Source organism: Methylobacterium ajmalii, from assembly GCF_036448855.1.
In the GTDB taxonomy this organism is placed as follows: Bacteria; Pseudomonadota; Alphaproteobacteria; order Rhizobiales; family Beijerinckiaceae; genus Methylobacterium; species Methylobacterium ajmalii.
Genome location: NZ_JAZFXT010000063.1, coordinates 133367 through 152389, shown reverse-complemented (window position 1 = coordinate 152389; position 19023 = coordinate 133367). Strand labels below are relative to the sequence as shown.

The 19023-nt window shown below is 71.4% G+C and carries 18 protein-coding genes; 11 read left to right on the top strand and 7 right to left on the bottom strand.

Annotation, left to right across the window (positions count from 1 at the left end; translation table 11 throughout):
* Positions 1–323: 323 nt before the first annotated feature.
* A complete protein-coding gene (locus tag V3T34_RS25960) occupies positions 324–596 on the bottom strand; it encodes a DUF3072 domain-containing protein (protein ID WP_091885815.1) in 273 nt (90 codons plus the stop codon).
* Between the two features lie 231 nt (positions 597–827).
* Positions 828–1715, bottom strand: coding sequence for a branched-chain amino acid aminotransferase (locus tag V3T34_RS25955; protein ID WP_305076892.1), 888 nt, complete (start codon positions 1713–1715; stop codon positions 828–830).
* 340 nt (positions 1716–2055) lie between these two features.
* On the opposite strand from V3T34_RS25955, the gene V3T34_RS25950 reads away from it, so the two are divergent.
* The 7 genes from V3T34_RS25950 to nadC all read left to right on the top strand — a co-directional run bounded on the left by V3T34_RS25950 (position 2056) and on the right by nadC (position 9349).
* A complete protein-coding gene (locus tag V3T34_RS25950) occupies positions 2056–2562 on the top strand; it encodes a MarR family winged helix-turn-helix transcriptional regulator (RefSeq protein WP_305076902.1) in 507 nt (168 codons plus the stop codon).
* Positions 2559–3290, top strand: coding sequence for a response regulator (locus V3T34_RS25945; protein ID WP_060849663.1), 732 nt, complete (start codon positions 2559–2561; stop codon positions 3288–3290). The genes V3T34_RS25950 and V3T34_RS25945 overlap by 4 nt, the downstream gene beginning before the upstream one ends.
* Before the next feature lie 2 nt (positions 3291–3292).
* On the top strand, positions 3293–4663 hold the full coding sequence (locus V3T34_RS25940; protein WP_305076891.1) for an ATP-binding protein: 1371 nt from the start codon (positions 3293–3295) through the stop codon (positions 4661–4663).
* Between the two features lie 180 nt (positions 4664–4843).
* Entirely contained in the window at positions 4844–5797 is a 954-nt protein-coding gene (locus V3T34_RS25935; RefSeq protein WP_305076890.1) for an NUDIX hydrolase, read from the top strand.
* Positions 5798–5940: 143 nt separating this feature from the next.
* Positions 5941–6942: a quinolinate synthase NadA gene (nadA, locus tag V3T34_RS25930; RefSeq protein ID WP_060849660.1), complete on the top strand. Its 1002-nt coding sequence runs from the start codon at positions 5941–5943 to the stop codon at positions 6940–6942.
* A complete protein-coding gene (locus V3T34_RS25925) occupies positions 6939–8489 on the top strand; it encodes an L-aspartate oxidase (protein WP_331369317.1) in 1551 nt (516 codons plus the stop codon). Before nadA ends, V3T34_RS25925 begins: the two co-directional genes overlap by 4 nt.
* Positions 8486–9349 (top strand): carboxylating nicotinate-nucleotide diphosphorylase, encoded by an 864-nt coding sequence (gene nadC / locus V3T34_RS25920; RefSeq protein WP_305076888.1) that lies wholly within the window; start codon positions 8486–8488, stop codon positions 9347–9349. Before V3T34_RS25925 ends, nadC begins: the two co-directional genes overlap by 4 nt.
* 166 nt (positions 9350–9515) lie before the next feature.
* On the opposite strand, the gene polA is transcribed toward nadC, so the two are convergent.
* From polA to V3T34_RS25905, 3 genes are all read right to left on the bottom strand, one after another.
* A complete protein-coding gene (polA, locus tag V3T34_RS25915) occupies positions 9516–12578 on the bottom strand; it encodes a DNA polymerase I (RefSeq protein WP_305076887.1) in 3063 nt (1020 codons plus the stop codon).
* 156 nt (positions 12579–12734) lie between these two features.
* Entirely contained in the window at positions 12735–13235 is a 501-nt protein-coding gene (locus tag V3T34_RS25910) for a hypothetical protein (protein ID WP_060849656.1), read from the bottom strand.
* 19 nt (positions 13236–13254) lie between these two features.
* Positions 13255–13479, bottom strand: coding sequence for a hypothetical protein (locus tag V3T34_RS25905; RefSeq protein WP_145984720.1), 225 nt, complete (start codon positions 13477–13479; stop codon positions 13255–13257).
* A gap of 252 nt (positions 13480–13731) precedes the next feature.
* Between V3T34_RS25905 and V3T34_RS25900 the strand changes: the two genes are divergently transcribed.
* Both V3T34_RS25900 and V3T34_RS25895 read left to right on the top strand, forming a co-directional pair.
* Complete coding sequence (locus V3T34_RS25900) at positions 13732–14217, top strand: hypothetical protein (RefSeq protein WP_060849655.1); 486 nt, start codon at positions 13732–13734, stop codon at positions 14215–14217.
* Positions 14217–14882: a ribonuclease T2 gene (locus V3T34_RS25895; protein ID WP_305076886.1), complete on the top strand. Its 666-nt coding sequence runs from the start codon at positions 14217–14219 to the stop codon at positions 14880–14882. Before V3T34_RS25900 ends, V3T34_RS25895 begins: the two co-directional genes overlap by 1 nt.
* A gap of 262 nt (positions 14883–15144) precedes the next feature.
* On the opposite strand, the gene V3T34_RS25890 is transcribed toward V3T34_RS25895, so the two are convergent.
* Positions 15145–16032, bottom strand: a complete 888-nt coding sequence (locus V3T34_RS25890; protein ID WP_305076885.1) for an alpha/beta fold hydrolase — start codon at positions 16030–16032, stop codon at positions 15145–15147.
* Positions 16033–16285: 253 nt separating this feature from the next.
* On the opposite strand from V3T34_RS25890, the gene V3T34_RS25885 reads away from it, so the two are divergent.
* Together V3T34_RS25885 and V3T34_RS25880 are read left to right on the top strand one after the other, a co-directional pair.
* Positions 16286–17245: a LysR family transcriptional regulator gene (locus V3T34_RS25885; protein ID WP_305076884.1), complete on the top strand. Its 960-nt coding sequence runs from the start codon at positions 16286–16288 to the stop codon at positions 17243–17245.
* A 194-nt stretch (positions 17246–17439) separates the two neighbouring features.
* The gene (locus tag V3T34_RS25880; RefSeq protein WP_305076883.1) at positions 17440–18420 is read left to right on the top strand and encodes a catalase family peroxidase; all 981 of its coding nucleotides are present in this window, start codon (positions 17440–17442) and stop codon (positions 18418–18420) included.
* Positions 18421–18424: 4 nt separating this feature from the next.
* Here the strand turns inward: V3T34_RS25880 and V3T34_RS25875 are convergent, their stop codons facing one another.
* Positions 18425–19015, bottom strand: coding sequence for an SAM-dependent methyltransferase (locus V3T34_RS25875; protein WP_060849650.1), 591 nt, complete (start codon positions 19013–19015; stop codon positions 18425–18427).
* Positions 19016–19023: the final 8 nt, after the last annotated feature.

The window sequence follows — 19023 nt, the reverse complement described above, 5'->3', positions numbered from 1 at the left end:
AGCGGGTGCTGAGGTTGGTGAACAGGCTGCCGGCCGAGTTGCCGTAGACCGCGAGCGCTCCCGTGAGGGCCAGGAAGATCAGCCCGGCCACGAGCGCGTACTCGATCGCCGTCGATCCGGATCGCTCGTCCCGGAATGTCCGGACCGCCTCCGTTCTCCGCGCCCTGTCCCGCACGCCCCGCTCCCACGATCCGTCGGCGGCAGAGTAAGGAGAGACCTCCTCATCACAGGTTAACGCGACGGTCGAAACGGCCGGCAGGGCGCCCTGCCGGCCCGATGTGAGGGCGGAACCGAGATTTTCCCGGGTTCCGCCCCCCCGATCGTCAGGCCTTGCCGGTCTCCTTGCGCAGCGCGTCGATGCGCTGCGAGGCCTCGGCCTTGTCGAGATCGGGGTCGTAGGCGTCCTCGTCCTTGGCCTGCTCGGCCAAGGTCTTGAGATAGGACGCCTGCGCCCCGGTCATCGGCTCGGAGCCGGTGGTCCAGTCCTTGGGATCCTTGATGCGGTTCGAGGTGTCCTTGGGATCCTGCTTCGGGTTCTCGGTCTCGTGCTGCGCCTCGGCGTCGTGGGACTCGGCCTTCTTGGTCCTGGCGGTCATGGGGATCCCCGTGTTCCCTTAATGTTCCAGCCAGACAACGGGGAAGCCCCGGCTCGTGTTCCCGGCCGGGACGCCGGAACGCGGCTTGTCCCCGCAAATCACGGCCGCGGACGCGCGAAGGCCCCGGGCGGTCTCCCGCCCGGGGCCTTGTTCACGCGCTCGTCGTGGGAATCGAGCGGCCTTGTTTCAGGCCGGCACGATCCGGGCGGCCTCGCGTCAGGCCGCGTTGTTTCAAGCCGCCTTGGCCTTCGGCTGCACCTCGGCGGTGTAGTCGTCCATCAGGGTCTTGGTCATCGCCGCCGGGGTGAAGCGGTACTGGGCGATCTCCGAGACCGGGGTGACCTCGGCGGCCGAGCCGGTGATGAAGCACTCGGTGAAGCCCGCCAGCTCCTCGAGGCGGATGCGCCGCTCGACCACCTCGTAACCGCGGCGCTTGGCCAGCTCGATCACGGTCTGGCGGGTGATGCCGTTGAGGAAGCGGTCGGCCTGGGGCGTGTGGATCACCCCGTCCTGGATGAAGAACACGTTGGCGCCGGTGCACTCGGCGACGTTGTCCTCCCAGTCGAGCATCAGGGCGTCGGCGTAGCCCTTGTTCTCGGCCCGGTGCTTGGAGATGGTGCAGATCATGTAGAGGCCCGCCGCCTTCGAGGCCGACGGCGCGGTGCGCGGATCGGGCCGGCGGTACTCGGCGAGGTCGAGCCGGATACCCTTCATCTTGGTCGCCGGGTCGAAGTAGCTCGGCCATTCCCACGCCGCGATGGCGAGGTGGATGGTGTTGGCCTGCGCCGACACGCCCATCATCTCCGAGCCGCGCCAGGCGACCGGGCGGAGATAGGCGTCCTGGAGGCCGCTCTCCTTGAGCACGAGCTTCTTGGCGGCGTCGATCTCGGCGACCGTGAACGGGACCTCGAAGTCGAGGAGCTCGGCCGAGCGGCGCAGGCGCTGCGAATGCTCAGTGCACTTGAAGATCTCGCCGCCATAGGCGCGCTCGCCCTCGAACACGCTGGAGCCGTAGTGCAGGCCGTGGCTGAGTACGTGAATCTTCGCGTCCGCCCACGGCACCATGCGGCCGTCGACCCAGATGTGGCCTTCACGCTGGTCGAAGGGAATGACGGACATGACGATGATCCTCGTATGCGTTCGTTTCCGCCTGGCTGGTTCTCGCGCAACCTTCGTGCTTGAGCGGGGCGCGGGGCGTTCGTTCGTTTCGCCGGCGGGGTTGACGGGTATCAATGGGACTGAGATATGTCAACAAGACTGACATAAATGACGCGAGCCCGCGAAGGCTCGGTTCCGCCAAGAGGTGCGACCCTTGACCCAGGCCGCCCGGACCCGTCCGGACCCCATCCCGGACGCCGCCGACGAGGATGGACGGGCGGCAGGCTACTCCCCGGAGGGGCCGACGCAAAGATCGCCGGAACACGGCTCGCCGGACCGAGACCAGCCGGCCTACGACCTCATCGAGCTCTTGTTCTTCGCCTACCGCGACTTCGTCGCCGATCCCGACCGGATCCTGGCCGAGTACGGCTTCGGCCGCGCCCACCACCGGGTGCTGCACTTCGTCGACCGCCATCCCGGCCTCACCATCGCCGAACTCCTGGATATCCTGCGGATCACCAAGCAGAGCCTGAACCGGGTGCTGAAGGAATTGATCGAGCAGGGCTACATCGCGCAGCGGACGGGCACGAGCGACCGCCGCCACCGCCTCCTCACCTGCACGCCGCAGGGCCGTGCGCTCGCCCAGCGCCTCGCGGGCGTCCAGGGCGAACGGGTCCGGCGGGCGCTCGCCGAGGTCGGCCCCGCGCTCCGCGAGCCGGCGGGCCGGTTCCTGCTCGCGATGATCGAGCCGGAGGAGCGCGCCGCGGTGAGCCGGCTCATCGGCGGCGAGGCGCCGGCCGAGGTCCCGGCGGAGATCCAAGCGGAGATCCGGGCCGGGAGCCCGTCCGCCGACGGGGCCCGCCCGTGAGCGCCGGCCCCGCCCTCAGCCCCCGGGCCGAGCTGCCCGACCACGCCCCCCACATCCTGGTCGTCGACGACGACCGCCGCCTGCGCGACCTCCTCGCCCGCTTCCTCGGCGAGAACGGTTATCGCGTCACCGCTGCCGCGAGCGCCGCCGAGGCGCGGGCGCGGGGCCGCAGCCTGGTCTTCGACGCGGTGGTGCTCGACGTGATGATGCCGGGCGAGACCGGCTTCGACTACGCCCGCCAGATCCGCCTGACCTCGAGCGTGCCGATCCTGATGCTCACCGCCCGCTCGAACCCGAACGACCGGGTCACCGGGCTCGAGATCGGCGCCGACGACTATCTGCCGAAACCCTTCGAGCCGCGGGAGCTGATCCTGCGCCTCAACAATATCCTGCGCCGCAACGCGCGGGGCCCCGCCGACGGCACGGCCGCGCCGCTCGACGCGGTGCGGTTCGGGCCGTTCCAGTTCCGCATCGAGCGCGGCGAGCTCACCCGCGACGAGGAGGCGATCCGCCTCTCCGAGCGCGAGCGCGAGATCCTCACCATCCTGGCGCTCGCCCGCGGCGGCAACGTCGAGCGCGAGGCGCTGACCGGGACCAACGGCGCCGCCAACGAGCGCACCGTGGACGTGCAGATGAACCGCCTGCGCCGGCGCATCGAGGACGACCCGGCCAACCCGCGCTACGTGCAGACCGTGCGCGGCGTCGGCTACCGTCTGGTCCTGGACTAGCCGTGGCCACCCCCACCCTCGCCGGGACGCTGCCGACGCCCCGGCGGGCCTGGCGCCGGCTCGGCCGCGTGATCGGCGACCGGCTGCCGAAGGGGCTCTACGCCCGATCCCTCATCATCATCATCGCCCCGATGGTGCTGCTGCAATCGGTGATCGCCTACACCTTCATGGAGCGGCACTGGCAGCTGGTGACGCGGCGCCTCTCGGCCGCGGTGACCGCCGACGTCGCGGCCTTGATCGACATCTACGAGAGCTACCCGCAGGACAAGGGCTCCGAGACCCTGGAGCGGATCGCCAGCGAGCGGCTGAACCTCGACATCGACATCCTGGAGGGCGCCAAGCTCCCCGCCCCCGGCCCGCGCCCGTTCTTCTCTCTCCTCGACGAGGCCCTGTCCGACGAGATCCGGCGCCAGATCGCCCGGCCGTTCTGGATCGACACCGTCGGGCGCTCCAATCTGATCGAGATCCGGGTCGAGATCCCCGGCGGGGTGATGCGGGTGATCGCCCGGCGCAGCCAGGCCTACGCCTCGAACTCGCACATCTTCCTGCTCTGGATGGGCGGCTCCTCGATGGTGCTGCTCGGCGTCGCGATCCTCTTCCTGCGCAACCAGATCCGGCCGATCCTGCGGCTTGCCGACGTGGCGGAGAGCTTCGGCAAGGGCCGCGAGCTCGATTTCCGCCCCCGCGGCGCCCGCGAGGTGCGCAAGGCCGGCCACGCCTTCATCGAGATGAAGCGGCGCATCGAGCGGGCGATGGAGCAGCGCACGACGATGCTCAACGGGGTGAGCCACGACCTGCGCACCATCATCACCCGCTTCCGGCTCTCCCTGGTGCTGCTGCCCCAGACCCCCGAGATCGACGACCTGCAGCGCGACGTCGACGAGATGAGCCGGATGCTGGAGGCCTACCTCGCCTTCGCCAAGGGCGATTCCGGCGAGCCGGCCGCGGCCATCGACCTGCGCGCGCTCCTCGAGGACGTGCGCACCGACGTGGAGCGTCTGGGCGGCCACGTCTCTGAGGTGACGCTGGAGGGCCAGGCGACCGTGACGGTCCGGCCCGACGCCTTCCGGCGCTGCCTGTTCAACCTCGCCGCCAACGCCGCCCGCTACGGCGACACGATCGCGATCACCGCCCGCCAGGAGGCGCGCTGGCTCGCCGTCTCGATCGACGACGACGGTCCGGGCATCCCGGTCGAGCAGCGCGAGGAGGTGTTCAAGCCCTTCGTGCGCCTCGACGACGCCCGCCAGGATGCCGGCGGCTCGGGGCTGGGCCTCGCCATCGCCCTCGACATCGCGCGGGCACATGGCGGCGACGTGGCGCTGTACGACTCGCCGCTCGGGGGCCTCAGGGCGACGGTGCGGGTGCCGGCGTGATCGAGCGATGGGACGACCGTAGCGCGGTCGCCGTTCGGGCCGGCACCCCGCGGATGGAAGCGCGCCGGATCGCACCCTGAGGCTTCGTCAGGGCCGACGCTCCCCGCTGCGAGGCTCTGACAATAACCTTTTCGCACCGCTCCCCGTGTTAAGCCCCTGCCGGATCGGGAGGGCGGGACGATGAGCGAGGCGGAACCGAGTACGGCCCCCCTGGTCGGCCTCGCAGCAGCGATCCTGGCGGCGACGCTCGACGAGCCGCGGGTGCTCACCGTGCCGGTGGCCGATCAGCCCGAGGGCCGGACCGAGGGCCTGCCGGCCGGGCCGCTCGAGCCGGCGCATCCCACCCTGGAGCGGGGCCTGCGGGCCTGGGTCGAGCGGCAGACCGGCCAGAGCCTCGGCTACGTCGAGCAGCTCTACACCTTCGGCGACCGCGACCGGCGCCGGGGCGGCAAGGGGGATGTCGGGCTGCACGCGCTCTCGGTCGCCTATCTCGCCCTGGTGCGCGAGGCGCGGCCCGCCGCCGATTCGGCCTGGCAGAGCTGGTACCGCTATTTCCCCTACGAGGACCGGCGGGCGGGGCGCACGGACGACCTCGACGCCATCGCGGCCCGGCTCGCGGCCTGGGCCGAAGCCGCATCGAGCCCGGAGGTGCGCCGGCGCCGGGGCGACCGGATCGGCCTGACCTTCGGGGCGGCCGGCAGCGGCTGGAACGAGGAGCGGGTGCTGGAGCGCTACGAGCTGCTGTTCGAGGCCGGCCTCGTGCCCGAGGCCGGGGCGGACCTGGACGTGAGCCCCCTCACCGGCCGGCCGATGGCCCACGACCACCGGCGCATGCTCGCCACCGCCCTCGGCCGCCTGCGCGGCAAGATCAAGTATCGGCCGGTCGTGTTCGAGCTGATGCCGCCCGCCTTCACGCTGGGCCAGCTCCAGCGCGTGGTCGAGGCGCTGTCGGGCATCCTGCTGCACAAGCAGAACTTCCGCCGCCTCGTCGCACATCAGGGCCTCGTCGAGGAGACCGAGGCCGTCACCGCCGAGACCGGCGGGCGCCCGGCCCGGCTGATGCGCTTTCGACGCGAGGTGCTGCTGGAGCGCCCGGCGCCGGGCCTGCGCCTGCCCTCGAACCGGACCGGCTGAGCGGCCACGGGAGCGGCCGGGGCGCCGAAGTTGCGGCACCCTGCCGCACTTATGCTCACATCCAACATATCTGGACAGTCTCGAATCCGCGGATTAGCCTAGCCGGGTAAATGCTCATATTGAGCATATGCCGGGAGGCGAGAATGGACGCGGCAACCCTCGATCGGGCGGGCTCCCTGCCCCTGCCGGAGCTGTACGACCGGGTCCGCCACCACGTCCCGGCGATCGAGTGGCCGGCGCTGGCCGGCGACGTCGCGGCGATCCAGGCGCTGAAGCGCGAGCGCAACGCCGTGGTGCTGGCGCACAACTACCAGGCGCCGGAGATCTTCCACACGGTGGCGGACATCGTCGGCGACAGCCTGGCGCTGGCCCGCGAGGCGGCCCGCACGGATGCCGACGTGATCGTGGTGGCGGGCGTGCACTTCATGGCCGAGACCGCCAAGATCCTGAACCCGGCGAAGACCGTGCTGATCCCGGACCTCGCGGCCGGCTGCTCCCTGGCGGATTCGATCACCGCCGCCGACGTGCGGGACCTGCGCCGCCGCCACCCGGGCGTGCCGGTGGTGACCTACGTCAACACCTCCGCGGCCGTGAAGGCGGAGTCGGACCTCTGCTGCACCTCCGGCAACGCCAGGGCGGTGGTCGAATCCCTCGGCGTGAAACGCGTCCTGATGATCCCCGACGAGTACCTGGCGCAGAACGTCCAGGCCGAGCTGCCGCATATCGAGATCCTGACCTGGGCCGGCCATTGCGAGGTGCACGAGCGCTTCACGGCAGCCGACATCCGCGAGGCGCGCGAGGCCTATCCGGGCGTGACGGTGCTGGCCCACCCCGAATGCCCGCCGGGCGTGGTGGCGGAGGCGGATTTCTCGGGCTCGACCGCGGCGATGCAGGATTACGTCGAGACCCGGCGGCCGGCGCAGGTGGTGCTGATCACAGAATGCGCGATGGCCGACAACCTCGCGGTGCGCAATCCGGACGTCGCGTTCGTCAAGCCGTGCAACCTCTGCCCGCATATGAAGCGGATCAGCCTGCAAAAAATCCGGCAGAGCCTGGAGGGGCTGACCCACGAGGTCACGGTGCCGGACGACCTGATCGCCCCGGCGCGCCGCGCCGTCGAGCGCATGCTGGCGGTCCGGGCATGACGGCCGATCGCGTCGTCGTGGTCGGGGCCGGCGTCGCCGGCCTCGCCACGGCCCTGCGGTTGGCGCCGCTCCCCGTCACCCTCGTCACCGCGGCGCCTTTGGGCGAGGAGACGGCGACGGCCTGGGCGCAGGGCGGCATCGCGGCGGCGATCGGCCCCGACGATGCCCCGGCGCTCCACGCCGCCGACACGCTGGCGGCCGGCGCGGGCCTGAGCGACGCAGGCATCGCCCAAATCGTCGCCGAGGCCGGTCCCGGCCTGGTGGACTGGCTCGTCGGGCTCGGCCTCGCCTTCGACCGTGGACCTGACGGCGCCCCGGCGCTGGGCCTGGAGGCGGCGCATTCCCGCCGCCGCATCGTCAAGGCGGGGGGCGACGCCACCGGCGCCGCGGTCCTGCGCACGCTGGCCCGGGCGGCGGCGGCCTGCCCGTCGATCACCGTCACGGTCGGGCGGGCGACGGCCCTGGCGCAGGACGGCGAGGGCCGGGTCACCGGCCTCGTCCTGCGCACCGACCGGGGAGCCCTGGAGCTGCCGGCCCGGGCGGTGGTGCTGGCGACCGGGGGCCTCGGCGGGCTCTACCGCTCGACGACCAACCCGACCGGCGCGGTCGGGGCCGGCCTCGTCCTGGCGGCCCGGGCCGGCGCGGTCCTGCGCGACGTCGAGTTCGTGCAGTTCCACCCGACCGCGATCGCAATCCGCACCGACGGCCCGCTGCCGCTCGCCACCGAGGCGCTGCGCGGCGAGGGCGCGGTCCTGGTCGACGCCGCGGGCGGCCGGGTGATGGCCGGCATCGCCGGGGCCGAGCTCGCCCCCCGCGACGTGGTCGCCCGGGCCATCGCCCGGCGGACCGGCCGGGGCGAGGCGGTCTTCCTCGATGCCCGCCGGATCGACGTGGCGCGCCGCTTCCCGACCGTGGCCGCCCTCTGCCGTGCCGCCGGGCTCGATCCGGCCGCAGCCCCGATCCCGGTGCGGCCGGCGGCGCACTACCACATGGGCGGGATCCGGGTGGACGGGCACGGCCGCAGCACGCTGCCCGGCCTGTGGGCCTGCGGCGAGGTCGCGGCGACCGGGCTGCACGGGGCAAACCGCCTCGCCAGCAACTCGCTCCTCGAGGCGATGGCCTTCGCGGAGCGGATCGCCGCCGACATCCGCGATTCGAAGCGCGCCGCGGCGGGCGCGGGCCGCGCCCCGGAGCCGCTCCCCGCGTCCGACGCCCTGCCGGAGATCCGCGACCTGCAAGAAATCCGCGACCTAATGGAGGCGGGGGTCGGGCTGGTGCGCGACGAGGCCGGCCTCGCCCGGGCCGTCTCCCGGCTCGCCGCCCTGGCCCGGGCCGGCTCCGCGGAGGCCGTCGCCGGGCTCCTCGTGGCGGCGGCGGCGCTTGCCCGGCGCGAGAGCCGCGGCGGCCATTGGCGGGCCGACCATCCGGGGCAGCAGGCGCCCCGCTCCACCGACATCACCCTGACCCAAGCCTTCGCGACAGCCGATGCCCTCGCGACGGCCGACGCCGTCGCGCGCCCCTCCTCCCTCGTCGAGGCAACCCGATGACCGACACGACCCTTCCCCCCGCCCTGCCCCGCCTCATGGTCGAGCCGATCGTGCGCGCCGCCCTCCTGGAGGATCTCGGCCGCGCCGGCGACCTCACCACCGACAGCATCGTCCCGGCGGATGCCCGCTTCTCCGGCGCGATCGTCTCGCGCCAGGCCGGCACGGTCGCGGGGACGGACGCGGCGGCGCTCGCCTTCGCGCTCCTCGATTCCACGGTGAGGGTCTCGGTGCTGCGCCCCGACGGCAGCCCGATCTCCCCGGGCGAGGCGGTGATCGCCCTCGACGGCCCGGCCCGGGCGATCCTCTCGGCCGAGCGCGTCGCCCTCAACCTGCTGTGCCGGCTCTCGGGCGTGGCCACCGCCACCGCCTCGCTGGTCGAGGCGGCGCGCCCGCACGGCAAGGCCCGCATCGTCTGCACCCGCAAGACCACGCCGGGCCTGCGCAGCCTGGAGAAGCACGCGGTGCGGGCCGGAGGCGGGTCCAACCACCGCTTCGGCCTCGACGACGCGGTGCTGATCAAGGACAACCACGTCGCGGTGGCGGGCGGCGTCGCCCCGGCGGTGCGGCGGGCGCGGGCCGGGGTCGGCCACCTCGTGAAGATCGAGGTCGAGGTCGACACCCTGGCCCAGCTGGACGAGGCCCTGTCGGTCGGCGCCGACGCGGTGCTCCTCGACAACATGAGCCCCGACACCCTGCGCGCGGCGGTGGCGATGATCGACGGGCGGGCGGTCAGCGAGGCCTCGGGCCGGATCAGCCGCGAGACCGTCGGCGCGGTGGCGGCGACGGGGGTCGACCTGATCTCGACCGGCTGGATCACCCACAGCGCGCCGATCGTCGATCTGGGGCTGGATGTGGCGTGAGGGGGCACGAGGCACGGGCGGCTCGGAAAGAGAGCCACCCGCGCCAGTCGTCAACCACCGCCCTTTCCCGGACGACCGGAGCGAGAGCGGAAGGAGATCCGGGAAACGGGAGATCGGCGAGGTCCGGCCTTCCCGATGTCCACAGCGATGCCCTGCCGAGCCGCCCTCAATGCGCCTCCTGCCAGTTCAGGGCCGCCTTGGCCTCGACGGCGAGGGGCACCCGCAGGGTCACGGCCGGGTGCGGCGCTTCCTCCATCACCCGGGCGATGATCGGCAGCGCGCGATCGACCTCGTCGTCGGGCGCCTCGAACACGAGCTCGTCGTGGACCTGGAGCAGCATCCGGGTCGAGAGGCCGGCCTCGGAGAGCGCGCCCTCCATCCGGACCATCGCCCGGCGGATGATGTCGGCGGCCGTACCCTGGATCGGGGCGTTGATCGCCTGGCGCTCGACCGAGGCGCGCTCCTGCGGGTTGTTGGAGCGGATCTGCGGGTAGTGGCAGACCCGGCCGAACAGGGTCGTGACGTAGCCCTTGTCGCGGCAGAGCTTCTTGGTGTCGTCGATATAGGCGCGGATGCCGGGGAAGCGCTCGAAATACTGCTTGATGAAGGCCGCGGCCTCGCCCTGCGGGATGCCGAGCCGGTCGGCGAGGCCGAAGGCAGAGATGCCGTAGATGATGCCGAAGTTGATCGTTTTGGCCCGGCGCCGCAGGTCCGAGGTCATCTGGTCGAGGGGCACGCCGAACATCGCCGAGGCGGTCGCCGCGTGGATGTCGATGCCGTCCTCGAAGGCCTGGCGCAGCTGCGGGATGTCGGCGATGTGGGCGAGCAGCCGCAGCTCGATCTGGCTGTAATCGGCCGAGATCAGCTTGTGGCCGGCATCGGCCACGAAGGCCTGGCGGATGCGCCGTCCCTCCTCGGTGCGGACCGGGATGTTCTGGAGGTTGGGGTCCGACGAGGAGAGGCGCCCGGTCGTGGTGGCGGCGAGCGCGAAGGAGGTGTGGACCCGGTCGGTCTCGCGGTCGGCATGCTCCTGCAGGCTGTCGGTGTAGGTCGATTTCAGCTTCGAGAGCTGGCGCCATTCGAGGATCCGGCGCGGCAGGTCGTGGCCCTGGCCGGCCAGTTCTTCGAGCAGCGTCGCGGGCGTCGCCCACTGGCCGGACGGGGTCTTCTTGGCGCCGGGCAGGCCCATCTTGCCGAACAGGATGTCGCCGATCTGCTTGGGCGACGAGACCGAGAACTTTTCCCCGGCCATCTCCTGGATCTCGTCCTCGAGACGCGCCAGCGACTGGGCGAAATCGCCCGAGAGCCGGCTCAGCATCTGGCGGTCGACCTTGATGCCCTCGCGCTCCATGCGCGCCAGCACCGGCACGAGCGGCCGCTCCAGGGTCTCGTAGACGGTGGCGCGGCGCTCGGCGGCGAGCCGCGGCTTCATCAGCCGCCACAGGCGCAGCGTCACGTCGGCGTCTTCCGCCGCGTAGGCCGTCGCCTTGTCGAGGGCGACCTTGTCGAACGTCACCTTCTGGCGCCCGGTGCCGGCGACGTCCGCGAAGGTGATCGGCTGGTGGCCGAGATGGCGGCGGGCCAGTTCGTCCATGCCGTGCGAGCCCTTGCCGGCATCGAGCACGTAGGAGATCAGCATCGTGTCGTCGAAGGGCCGGACCTCGATGCCGTGGCGGGCGAGCACCAGCCAGTCGTACTTGACGTTCTGGCCGATCTTGAGAACCGACGGGTTTTCCAGGAGCGGCTTGAGGCGCGCCTGCACGGCCTCCCAGGAGAGCTGCCCCGGCAGCAGGCCGCCGCCGAACAGGTCCTCGCCGCCGCGGTGGCTGAGCGGGATGTAGCAGGCCCGCCCCGGCGCGGTGGCGAGCGAGACGCCGACGAGGTCGGCCTTGTTGGCGTCGAGCGCGGTCGTCTCGGTATCGACCGCGACGATGCCCGCCTCGACCGCCTCGGCGATCCAGGAATCCAGGCTCTCGACCGTGGTGACGGTCTCGTAGGACGCGGTGTCGAACGGCTTGACCGATTCCGCCGCGCGCGCCGCCACCAGCGTCGTCGGCGTCGCCTCGGTGGGGGCCTTCGGCTTCGGGGGCGCGTCCGGCAGGTCGAGGTCGGCGAAGGGATCGACCTCGGCCTTCGCGTCGGCGGGAGCGCCGTCGGGCGTGTCGCCGAAGAACGGCGTGACGTCGCTGCCGCCCTTCTCGTTCGAAAAGCCGGGCTCGGCGCCCGCCGGCAGCAGGGCGGGGTCGGGCCGCACCGCCTCGGGGTCGACGTGCAGCATCTGGGCGATGCGGCGCGTCAGGGTGTTGAACTCCATCGCCTTGAGGAAGCCGACGAGGCGCTCGGGGTCGGGCTTCGGAAGCCTGAGGTCGTCGAGCGGCACCGGCACCGGCACGGCTTCGTCGAGGGCGACGAGGCGGCGCGACAGGCGGGCCTGGTCGATGTTGGCCAGAAGCGTCTCGCGCCGCTTGGGCTGCTTGATGGTGGCGGCCTTGTCGAGCAGCGCATCGAGGCTGCCGAACTCCTTGATGAGCGCCGCGGCGGTCTTCAGGCCGATGCCCGGCACGCCCGGCACGTTGTCGGAGGTGTCGCCGATCAGCGCCAGGGCGTCGCCGATCTGCTCGGGCCCCAGGCCCTCCCAGCGCTCGAGGATGGCGGCGCGGTCGAGGTTGCGCTCGGGCCGGTAGCCCGGCTTGCCCTTCTGGCCCGATTCGAAGTCGTAGAAGCGCACGAGGTCGCCGACGAGCTGCATCAGGTCCTTGTCGGACGAGACGATGATGACGCCCGCCCCCCGGCCTTCCGCCTGGCGCGAATAGGTCGCGATCAGGTCGTCGGCCTCGTAGCGCGGCAGCTCGATCGGGTGCAGGCCGAAGGCGCGGACCGCGTCGCGCATCAAGGGCATCTGGCGCTTGAGGTCCTCGGGCGCGTCGGGCCGGTGGCCCTTGTAGTCCGGGAAGATCTCCTTCCGGAACGAGCCCTCGGACTTATCGAACACGATGGCGAGATGGGTCGGGACGACGCCGGCCGCGCCCTCCTGCACGAACTGCGCGAGCTTGGCGCAGAACAGCCGCACCGCCCCGGTCGGCAGCCCGTCGGAGGGGCGGAAATTGTAGCGCTCGGGCTGGTTGATCGACTGGAAATAGGCCCGGAAGATGAACGACGAGCCGTCGACCAGGAGCACCTGATCGCCGGGGCCGACGGGCTTCGTCTCGGGGACGGTCTCGGTGCTCATGCGGGCTGACACTTTTGCGGCGGTCGGTCGAGACCCGTCTTAGTGCGTCGCCGGGACGAGGCAAACCGCGGCGCGGGCGCGCTCCCCCGGTATGGCAGGGCCTGCGAGGCATCGGTCGGGAACAGGCCCCGGCGAAGCCCGTAATGGACGCGGTTCCTATTTCGGTTTCGTCGGCCGTTTGATGAGACCCAGCCGCAGCTTCTCGCCATAGGTGAGACGCGGCATCGTGCCGGCCGCCAGATCGTCGGCGACCCGTGCGTCGATCTCCTTCTCGCGGGTCACGATCCCCTGCGAATGAAATCGATGGAGTCGCTCCCCGACGGGTCGATCGGCGAACGGCTTGTGATCGCTGAGTTCCAGGAAGACGACGTGGTCGGAATACTGGACGAGCCAGAGCAGCTCCTCCGTGTTCCACCGGCCGAGATGCAAGTGCATGATCCCGAAGTTCATGAGCATCGTGTCGGAGCGCAGGCCCGCGCCCTTGCTGTAATAACCGGACGGCAACGGCGTGCCGTTGGCGATGCAGCGGCGGATATGATCGACGGTCTTCGCGAAATCGTCGTTTCGCGCGATCCCGCTCGGATCGCGGAAGGTCGGGGAGAGCAAGACCTTCTTCGGCTTCGCCTCAAGCCTGCTCAGCTTCTGCCGGATCGGCATGGGTACGGAGGCGCGAGGCTCAACGCCGCAGGCGAGCGATGAAATCCTCCGACGACAGGTCGGTGACGTCCTCACCCACCTGCCCAGCGTCGTGCCGGTCGGCCGCCGCCTTCAGCCGTCGCGCGAGCGCGGCGCCCTTGCGCGCCTCGCGGCGCTCCTCCGAGGCCGCCGGAATGGGGTTCGTCTCGCCTGCTCGCGAGGCGTGTGGCCGAACTATTTCGGAAGAGGGAAGGGCGCGCGGCATGAACGTAGCGTAACATCGGAGCTGCGGACATTCAATTCGCGACACGGTCCCGGTTCGGGTTCACGCCGGTGGCAGACGCACGGGTGTGCCCCCGGCACACCAGGGGCCCGCGAAAGCGCCGGCCGGCCGGCCCGAAAGCTTGACTTGGCGCGGACGGAGCCTTGGTGTCGGGATCGAGAGAGCAACCGTCATTTGCCCGGGAAGCCGGACGCCGCCTTCGGGCGGGCGCCGCCCGGGCCCAGGGACCGGCCCATGCCCAAGACATCCTTCAGCAGGACACCCCTTCTCGCCGCCCTCCTGCTGGGTCTCACCGCCGCCGGCCTGTCCGCCGCGCAGGCCCGCTCGGCCCGCCAGGAGATCGCCCCGGCCGAGGAGCGCGAATTCCCGTTCGACGCCCAGATCCCCGGCTGCCAGGACGAGGGCGTGCTGGAGAAGATCACCTACCAGTTCGCCGAGAAGGAGGCGAAGTTCTGGAACTCGACGCTGACGATCGCGACCTACGACAGCATCGAGCGCACCGCATGGCGGCCCTGGGGCCTCGACTTCTACCCGCGCCGCTTCTGCACCGCGGTCGCCACCACCTCGGACGGGGTGCGCCGGCGGGTCGACTACTCGGTGCGCGAGAGCCTCGGCATCATCGGGGCGACCTACGGCGTCGAGTTCTGCGTCCACGGCCTCGACCGCAACCTCGCCTACGCCTACGCCTCGGCCTCGTCCTGCCGCGAGGCCCGGCCCTGATGCGCGCGCTCGCCGGCCTCCTCCTCGCGGCGACCGTCGCGGGCTCGCTCGCCGCCGGCCCGGCCGCCGCGCAGGGGCGCGGGGGCGGCGAGCCGGGCGTGTTCGACTTCTACGTCCTCTCGCTGTCGTGGTCGCCGACCTACTGCGCGCTCACCGGCGAGCGGCGCAACGACCGCCAATGCGACACCGGCCGCAACCCCGGCTTCGTGGTCCACGGCCTGTGGCCGCAATACGACCGCGGCTTCCCGAGCGAGTGCGGCGCCTTCCCCCGCAGCCCGAGCCGCCCGGCGATGCAGGAGGCCGAGGGCGTCTTCCCGAGCGAGGGCCTGGCCCGCCACGAATGGCGCCAGCACGGCACTTGCTCGGGCCTCGACCCCGCCGCCTATTTCCGCGCGACCGCCAAGGCCCGCGACGCGGTGACGATTCCCGCCGCCCTGGCGAGCCCGAAGGAGGATCTGCGCGCCGCGCCGATCGACATCGCCCGCCAGTTCGTCGCGGCCAATCCGGGCCTGCGCCCTGACATGATGTCGGTGACATGCCGGTCCGGGCAGCTGCAGGAGGTGCGGATCTGCTTCACCAAGGACCTGCGCGGCTTCACCGCCTGCCCCGAGGTGGCGCGCCAGAACTGCCGGGCCGGCGAGGTGACGGTGGGGGCGGGGCGGTAGCGCCTCGCCTTCCCGTGGAGGGTGTTCGCGCGCGGGCGCCGCGGAGCGCCCGGTGCGGTGAACGCCCGACGTCGTCGTGCCGGGGTCCGCGCGCGAGCCCGAGGAAAGGCCGCCGAGGTGGAAAGCCGTCGGCCCGCTTCCGCTCGCGATGTCGACAAAGCGGGTCTCGACGGCGTGCGATCGTGGCGCGGGGCCCGATCGCTTTGCCGCCGGGCAACGCCCCCGGTCTTCGATTTTTGCCAACTTTACTTCGAAGAACCAGTCAGTCCGTCGTCGAAAAAACCCTCTCGTCTCTTTCGAGATGCCGACCCAGGAAGTCGCCCACCAGGTGTGCGATCTCGGCGGCGTGCGTCTCCAGGGCGAAGTGTCCCGTATCGAGGAAATGGATCTCGGCCTCGGGAAGATCGCGCCGGTAGGCCTCCGCCCCGGGCGGGAGGAAGAAGGGATCGTTTTGCCCCCATACCGCGAGCAGCGGCGGCCGGTGCTCGCGGAAGTAGGCCTGGAATTGCGGGTAGAGTGCCACGTTCGTACGGTAGCTGAGGATCAGGTCGAGCTGGATCTCCCGGGCTCCCGGACGATGCATGTAGTGCATGTCAAGCGTCATCCCGTCGGGGGATATGCGGCCGGCCGGCGCGCCGTGCTCGTACTGCACATGAATCGCCTCGTCGGTGAGCGCTGCGCGGCAGGCCTCGCGGTTCCCCGGGCTCGGGTCGCGCCAATAGGCCTGCCACGGCTCCCATTTCCGGCTGAGACCCTCGAGGTAGGCGTTGCCGTTCTGGGAGACGATGGCCGTCACCCGCTCGGGATGGCGCATGGCGAGCCGGAATCCGGTCGGGGCGCCGTAGTCGAAGATGTACAGCGCGTAGCGTGTCAGTCCCATGGCCTCGACGAAGCCTTCGATCACCTCGGCAAGACGATCGAAGCTGTAATCGAAGGCATCGCGCCCGGGCGACGTCGTGTTGCCGAAGCCCGGGAGATCGGGTGCGATGACGCGGTAGCGATCGGCCAGGAGTGGGATCAGATCGCGGAACATGTGCGAGGCGGTCGGGAAGCCGTGCAGCAGGAGGAGGACCGGCGCATCGCGCGGCCCCGCCTCCCGGTAGAAGACGCCAACATCGCCGACCTGCTTGGTGCCGTAGCCGACCGTCATAGTGCCGTTCTCCGATGGGGAAGGAGCGTGCGGACGGGGCTCATGCGGCGCTGCCTCCACGGACCGTTGCGCGAGACCCACCAGGGTCACGTCCGGTCCGAGCGTTCCTGAGACGCGTGCGTCGCGCCTGGCCGTCTCGTGGCGTCGTCATGATCCCCGCGGCTCCGCGCCGCTGGACGAAGGGGATCTAGCACCTTGCTCCGGATGCAATAAGATCGACCCATCGCAAGCTACGATTTCAGGATATGAAACGATGGATCGGCTCGATGCGATGGCCGTGTTCGTCGCCGTCGTCGAGACCGGCTCGCTCGCCGCCGCGGGGCGAAAGCTGGGCCACTCACCGGCGGCCGTCACCCGGGCGGTGGCGATGCTGGAGGAGCGCCTGGGCGAGCGTCTGCTGCACCGCTCGACCCGTGCATTGCGATTGACGGAACGCGGCGAGCATCAGGTCGCCGTCTATCGCAGCATCCTGGCCGAGCTCGCCGAAGCGGACGGTGGCGATGCGGCAGGCGACCGAATCGCGGGCCGGATCGCCCTGACCGCGCCGGAGCTGTTCGGTCGCACCGTCCTCATGCCCGTCGTCGAGACGTTCCTCGACGAGCACCCCGACGTCAGCCTGCGCATGCTCCTGCTGAACCGCGTGGTGAGCCTGGTCGAGGAAGGCGTCGACGTCGCGGTCCGGCTCGCGCCGCTCCCCGCCTCGGGCATGATCGCCGTCAAGCTCGGCGAGATGCGCAGGCTGGTATGCGCGGCACCGGACTATCTTATCGATGCGGGGATACCGCCGGATCCGGGCGCCCTGCAGCATCACCGCTGCATCGGCACGGAGGACGGCGTCGCCCGCGAGCAGTGGCATTTCATCGATCGCACCTCGGCCCGCGAACGCCGGCTCTCGACGGCCGTCCAGCCCCGCATCGCACTCAACGGCGCAGGCGCTGCCATCGATGCCGCGATCCGCGGTCAAGGCGTCTGCCGCGTCATGGCCTATCAGGTGGTCGAGCACATCGAAGCCGGCCGCCTGACGGCGCTCCTGTGCGACTACGAGCCCGAGCCGCTGCCGATCCACCTGGTCTTCCACGCGATTCCGCGGCGGAACGCGGCCCTGCGCGCCTTCGTCGACCATGCGACGCCGAGATTGAGGGCGGCCGTCAGAGACGTCTCGGATCGTGCCGCACGCGCCGCAGGTGCTTCGTCGGGTGTCCGCTCCGGATGACCTGCGGCGCAGCGTTCGGGCGAAAAAATTCGGTCGAACGCAGTCCGTCCGGCAGCCGGCCCGATTCCGCCCCTCAGGCGTGCCCCTCCCGCGTGCCCCTTTGGCGGAGACGATCGGCAACACGCCAGAAACAGGCTTGCCAACAAGTTGCGCCCAATTCATCCTGCCGCCGCAGAATTCTGGGAAACGCCGTCATGATCCAATCTTCCGCGCTCCTGGCCGGCGCCGCCGCGCTGGCCGCCCTCACCGTCCCCGTACACGCCGAGGAGGCCGATCCGGCCGCCATCGTCGGCCTGCAATTCGCGGTCAGCGGCAACCACAAGGGCGTGCGGGCGAGCGGCGCCAAGGGCGTCTGCCTGAAGGGCAGCTTCGCACCGGCTCCGGACGCCGCCTCCCTGTCCAAGGCGCCCCAATTCACGAAGACCGTGCCGGTCACCGCCCGCTTCTCGATGGGCGGCGGCAACCCGAAGATCTCGGACAAGACGAAGGCCACCACCCGCGGCTTCGCGATGCGGATGGCGGACCCGGCCGGCGACATGACCTTCGTGATCATCTCCGCCCCGGTCTTCTCGACCAAGACGCCGGCGCAGCTCGAGGAATTCCTGAAGGTCCGCGTGCCGGGGCCGGACGGCAAGCCGGATGCCGAGAAGATCAAGGCCTTCGCGGCGCAGAACCCCGAGACCGGCCGACAGGCGGCGTGGCTCAACGCGCGGCCGGTGCCGGCGAGCTTCGCGGGCACCGATTACTGGGCGGTCCACGCCTACACGCTGACGAACGCCAAGGGCGACAAGACGGTCGCGAAGCTGAAGTTCGTCGCCGCCGACAAGGCCGGCCTCTCCGACGAGGAGCTGAAGGCCAAGCCCGATTCGTTCTACGCCGACGAGCTGAAGGAGCGGCTCGCGAAGGGCCCGGCGCGGTTCGACCTCGTGGCGATCCTGGCCCAGCCGGGCGACCCGACCGCGGACGTGACCGCGACCTGGCCGGAGGAGGAGCGCAAGACCCGCACCCTCGGCACGCTCGCCATCACGGCCATCGAGCCTGACGCCACCTGCGACGCCGCCACCTTCGACCCGGTGGTCGACCTGCCCGACGGCATCGCCGGCCCGGCCGACGACCCGATGTTCGCGATCCGCTCGCCGGCCTACGCGGTGTCGCTGTCGCGCCGCTCGAACTGAGGGATCACCCCCCGCGGCCGCGCAGCACGTCGAGGCGGTAATCCGCGGTGCGGACCTGCCGGTCGAGGGCGAGGTGGTCGCGGGTCTCGCGGACGAACAGGTCCGCGGCCTCGTCTCCGGTGAGCGGGTAGTGCGTCTCGCCGGTCCAGTGGACCAGAACGACGTCGCCGTCCGGGCGCAAGCTCGCCCGGACCCGGCCGGCGAGGCGGGCGACGTCGCCGGCATCAAGGTAGTAGACCACCTCCGAGAGCAGGATCAGGTCGAAGCGGCCCTCCGGCCACTCCCCCGGCACCCGGGCCCGCATCAGGCGCAATCCCGGCCGGTCGCCGCAGCGCGCCCGGGCCTGGGCCAGGGCGGCCTCGGCCACGTCGAGGGCGACGAGTGCGTCGCAGCGGGGCGCGAGCGCCGCGGTCAGCACGCCGATCGAGCAGCCGACCTCGAGGGCCGAGGCGTAGCGCTCCCGCGGCAGCGCCGCCAGGGTGGCGGCGTACTTGTCGCGCTCGTAGGGGCTCCCGGCGAAGTTCCACGGATCGGGATCGGCGGCGTAGCGCACGTCGAAATAGTCCGGCGGCAGCGAGGTCGCGTGGCGGGTCATCGAGCCAT

Coding starts and splice junctions, on each gene's coding strand:
- V3T34_RS25960 (WP_091885815.1), bottom strand. CDS start 596: ATGACCGCCAGGACCAAGAAGGCCGAGTCCCACGACGCCGAGGCGCAG.
- V3T34_RS25955 (WP_305076892.1), bottom strand. CDS start 1,715: ATGTCCGTCATTCCCTTCGACCAGCGTGAAGGCCACATCTGGGTCGAC.
- V3T34_RS25935 (WP_305076890.1), top strand. CDS start 4,844: ATGAGCGAGGCGGAACCGAGTACGGCCCCCCTGGTCGGCCTCGCAGCA.
- nadA (WP_060849660.1), top strand. CDS start 5,941: ATGGACGCGGCAACCCTCGATCGGGCGGGCTCCCTGCCCCTGCCGGAG.
- V3T34_RS25925 (WP_331369317.1), top strand. CDS start 6,939: ATGACGGCCGATCGCGTCGTCGTGGTCGGGGCCGGCGTCGCCGGCCTC.
- nadC (WP_305076888.1), top strand. CDS start 8,486: ATGACCGACACGACCCTTCCCCCCGCCCTGCCCCGCCTCATGGTCGAG.
- polA (WP_305076887.1), bottom strand. CDS start 12,578: ATGAGCACCGAGACCGTCCCCGAGACGAAGCCCGTCGGCCCCGGCGAT.
- V3T34_RS25910 (WP_060849656.1), bottom strand. CDS start 13,235: ATGCCGATCCGGCAGAAGCTGAGCAGGCTTGAGGCGAAGCCGAAGAAG.
- V3T34_RS25905 (WP_145984720.1), bottom strand. CDS start 13,479: ATGCCGCGCGCCCTTCCCTCTTCCGAAATAGTTCGGCCACACGCCTCG.
- V3T34_RS25900 (WP_060849655.1), top strand. CDS start 13,732: ATGCCCAAGACATCCTTCAGCAGGACACCCCTTCTCGCCGCCCTCCTG.
- V3T34_RS25895 (WP_305076886.1), top strand. CDS start 14,217: ATGCGCGCGCTCGCCGGCCTCCTCCTCGCGGCGACCGTCGCGGGCTCG.
- V3T34_RS25890 (WP_305076885.1), bottom strand. CDS start 16,032: ATGACGGTCGGCTACGGCACCAAGCAGGTCGGCGATGTTGGCGTCTTC.
- V3T34_RS25885 (WP_305076884.1), top strand. CDS start 16,286: ATGGATCGGCTCGATGCGATGGCCGTGTTCGTCGCCGTCGTCGAGACC.
- V3T34_RS25880 (WP_305076883.1), top strand. CDS start 17,440: ATGATCCAATCTTCCGCGCTCCTGGCCGGCGCCGCCGCGCTGGCCGCC.
- V3T34_RS25875 (WP_060849650.1), bottom strand. CDS start 19,015: ATGACCCGCCACGCGACCTCGCTGCCGCCGGACTATTTCGACGTGCGC.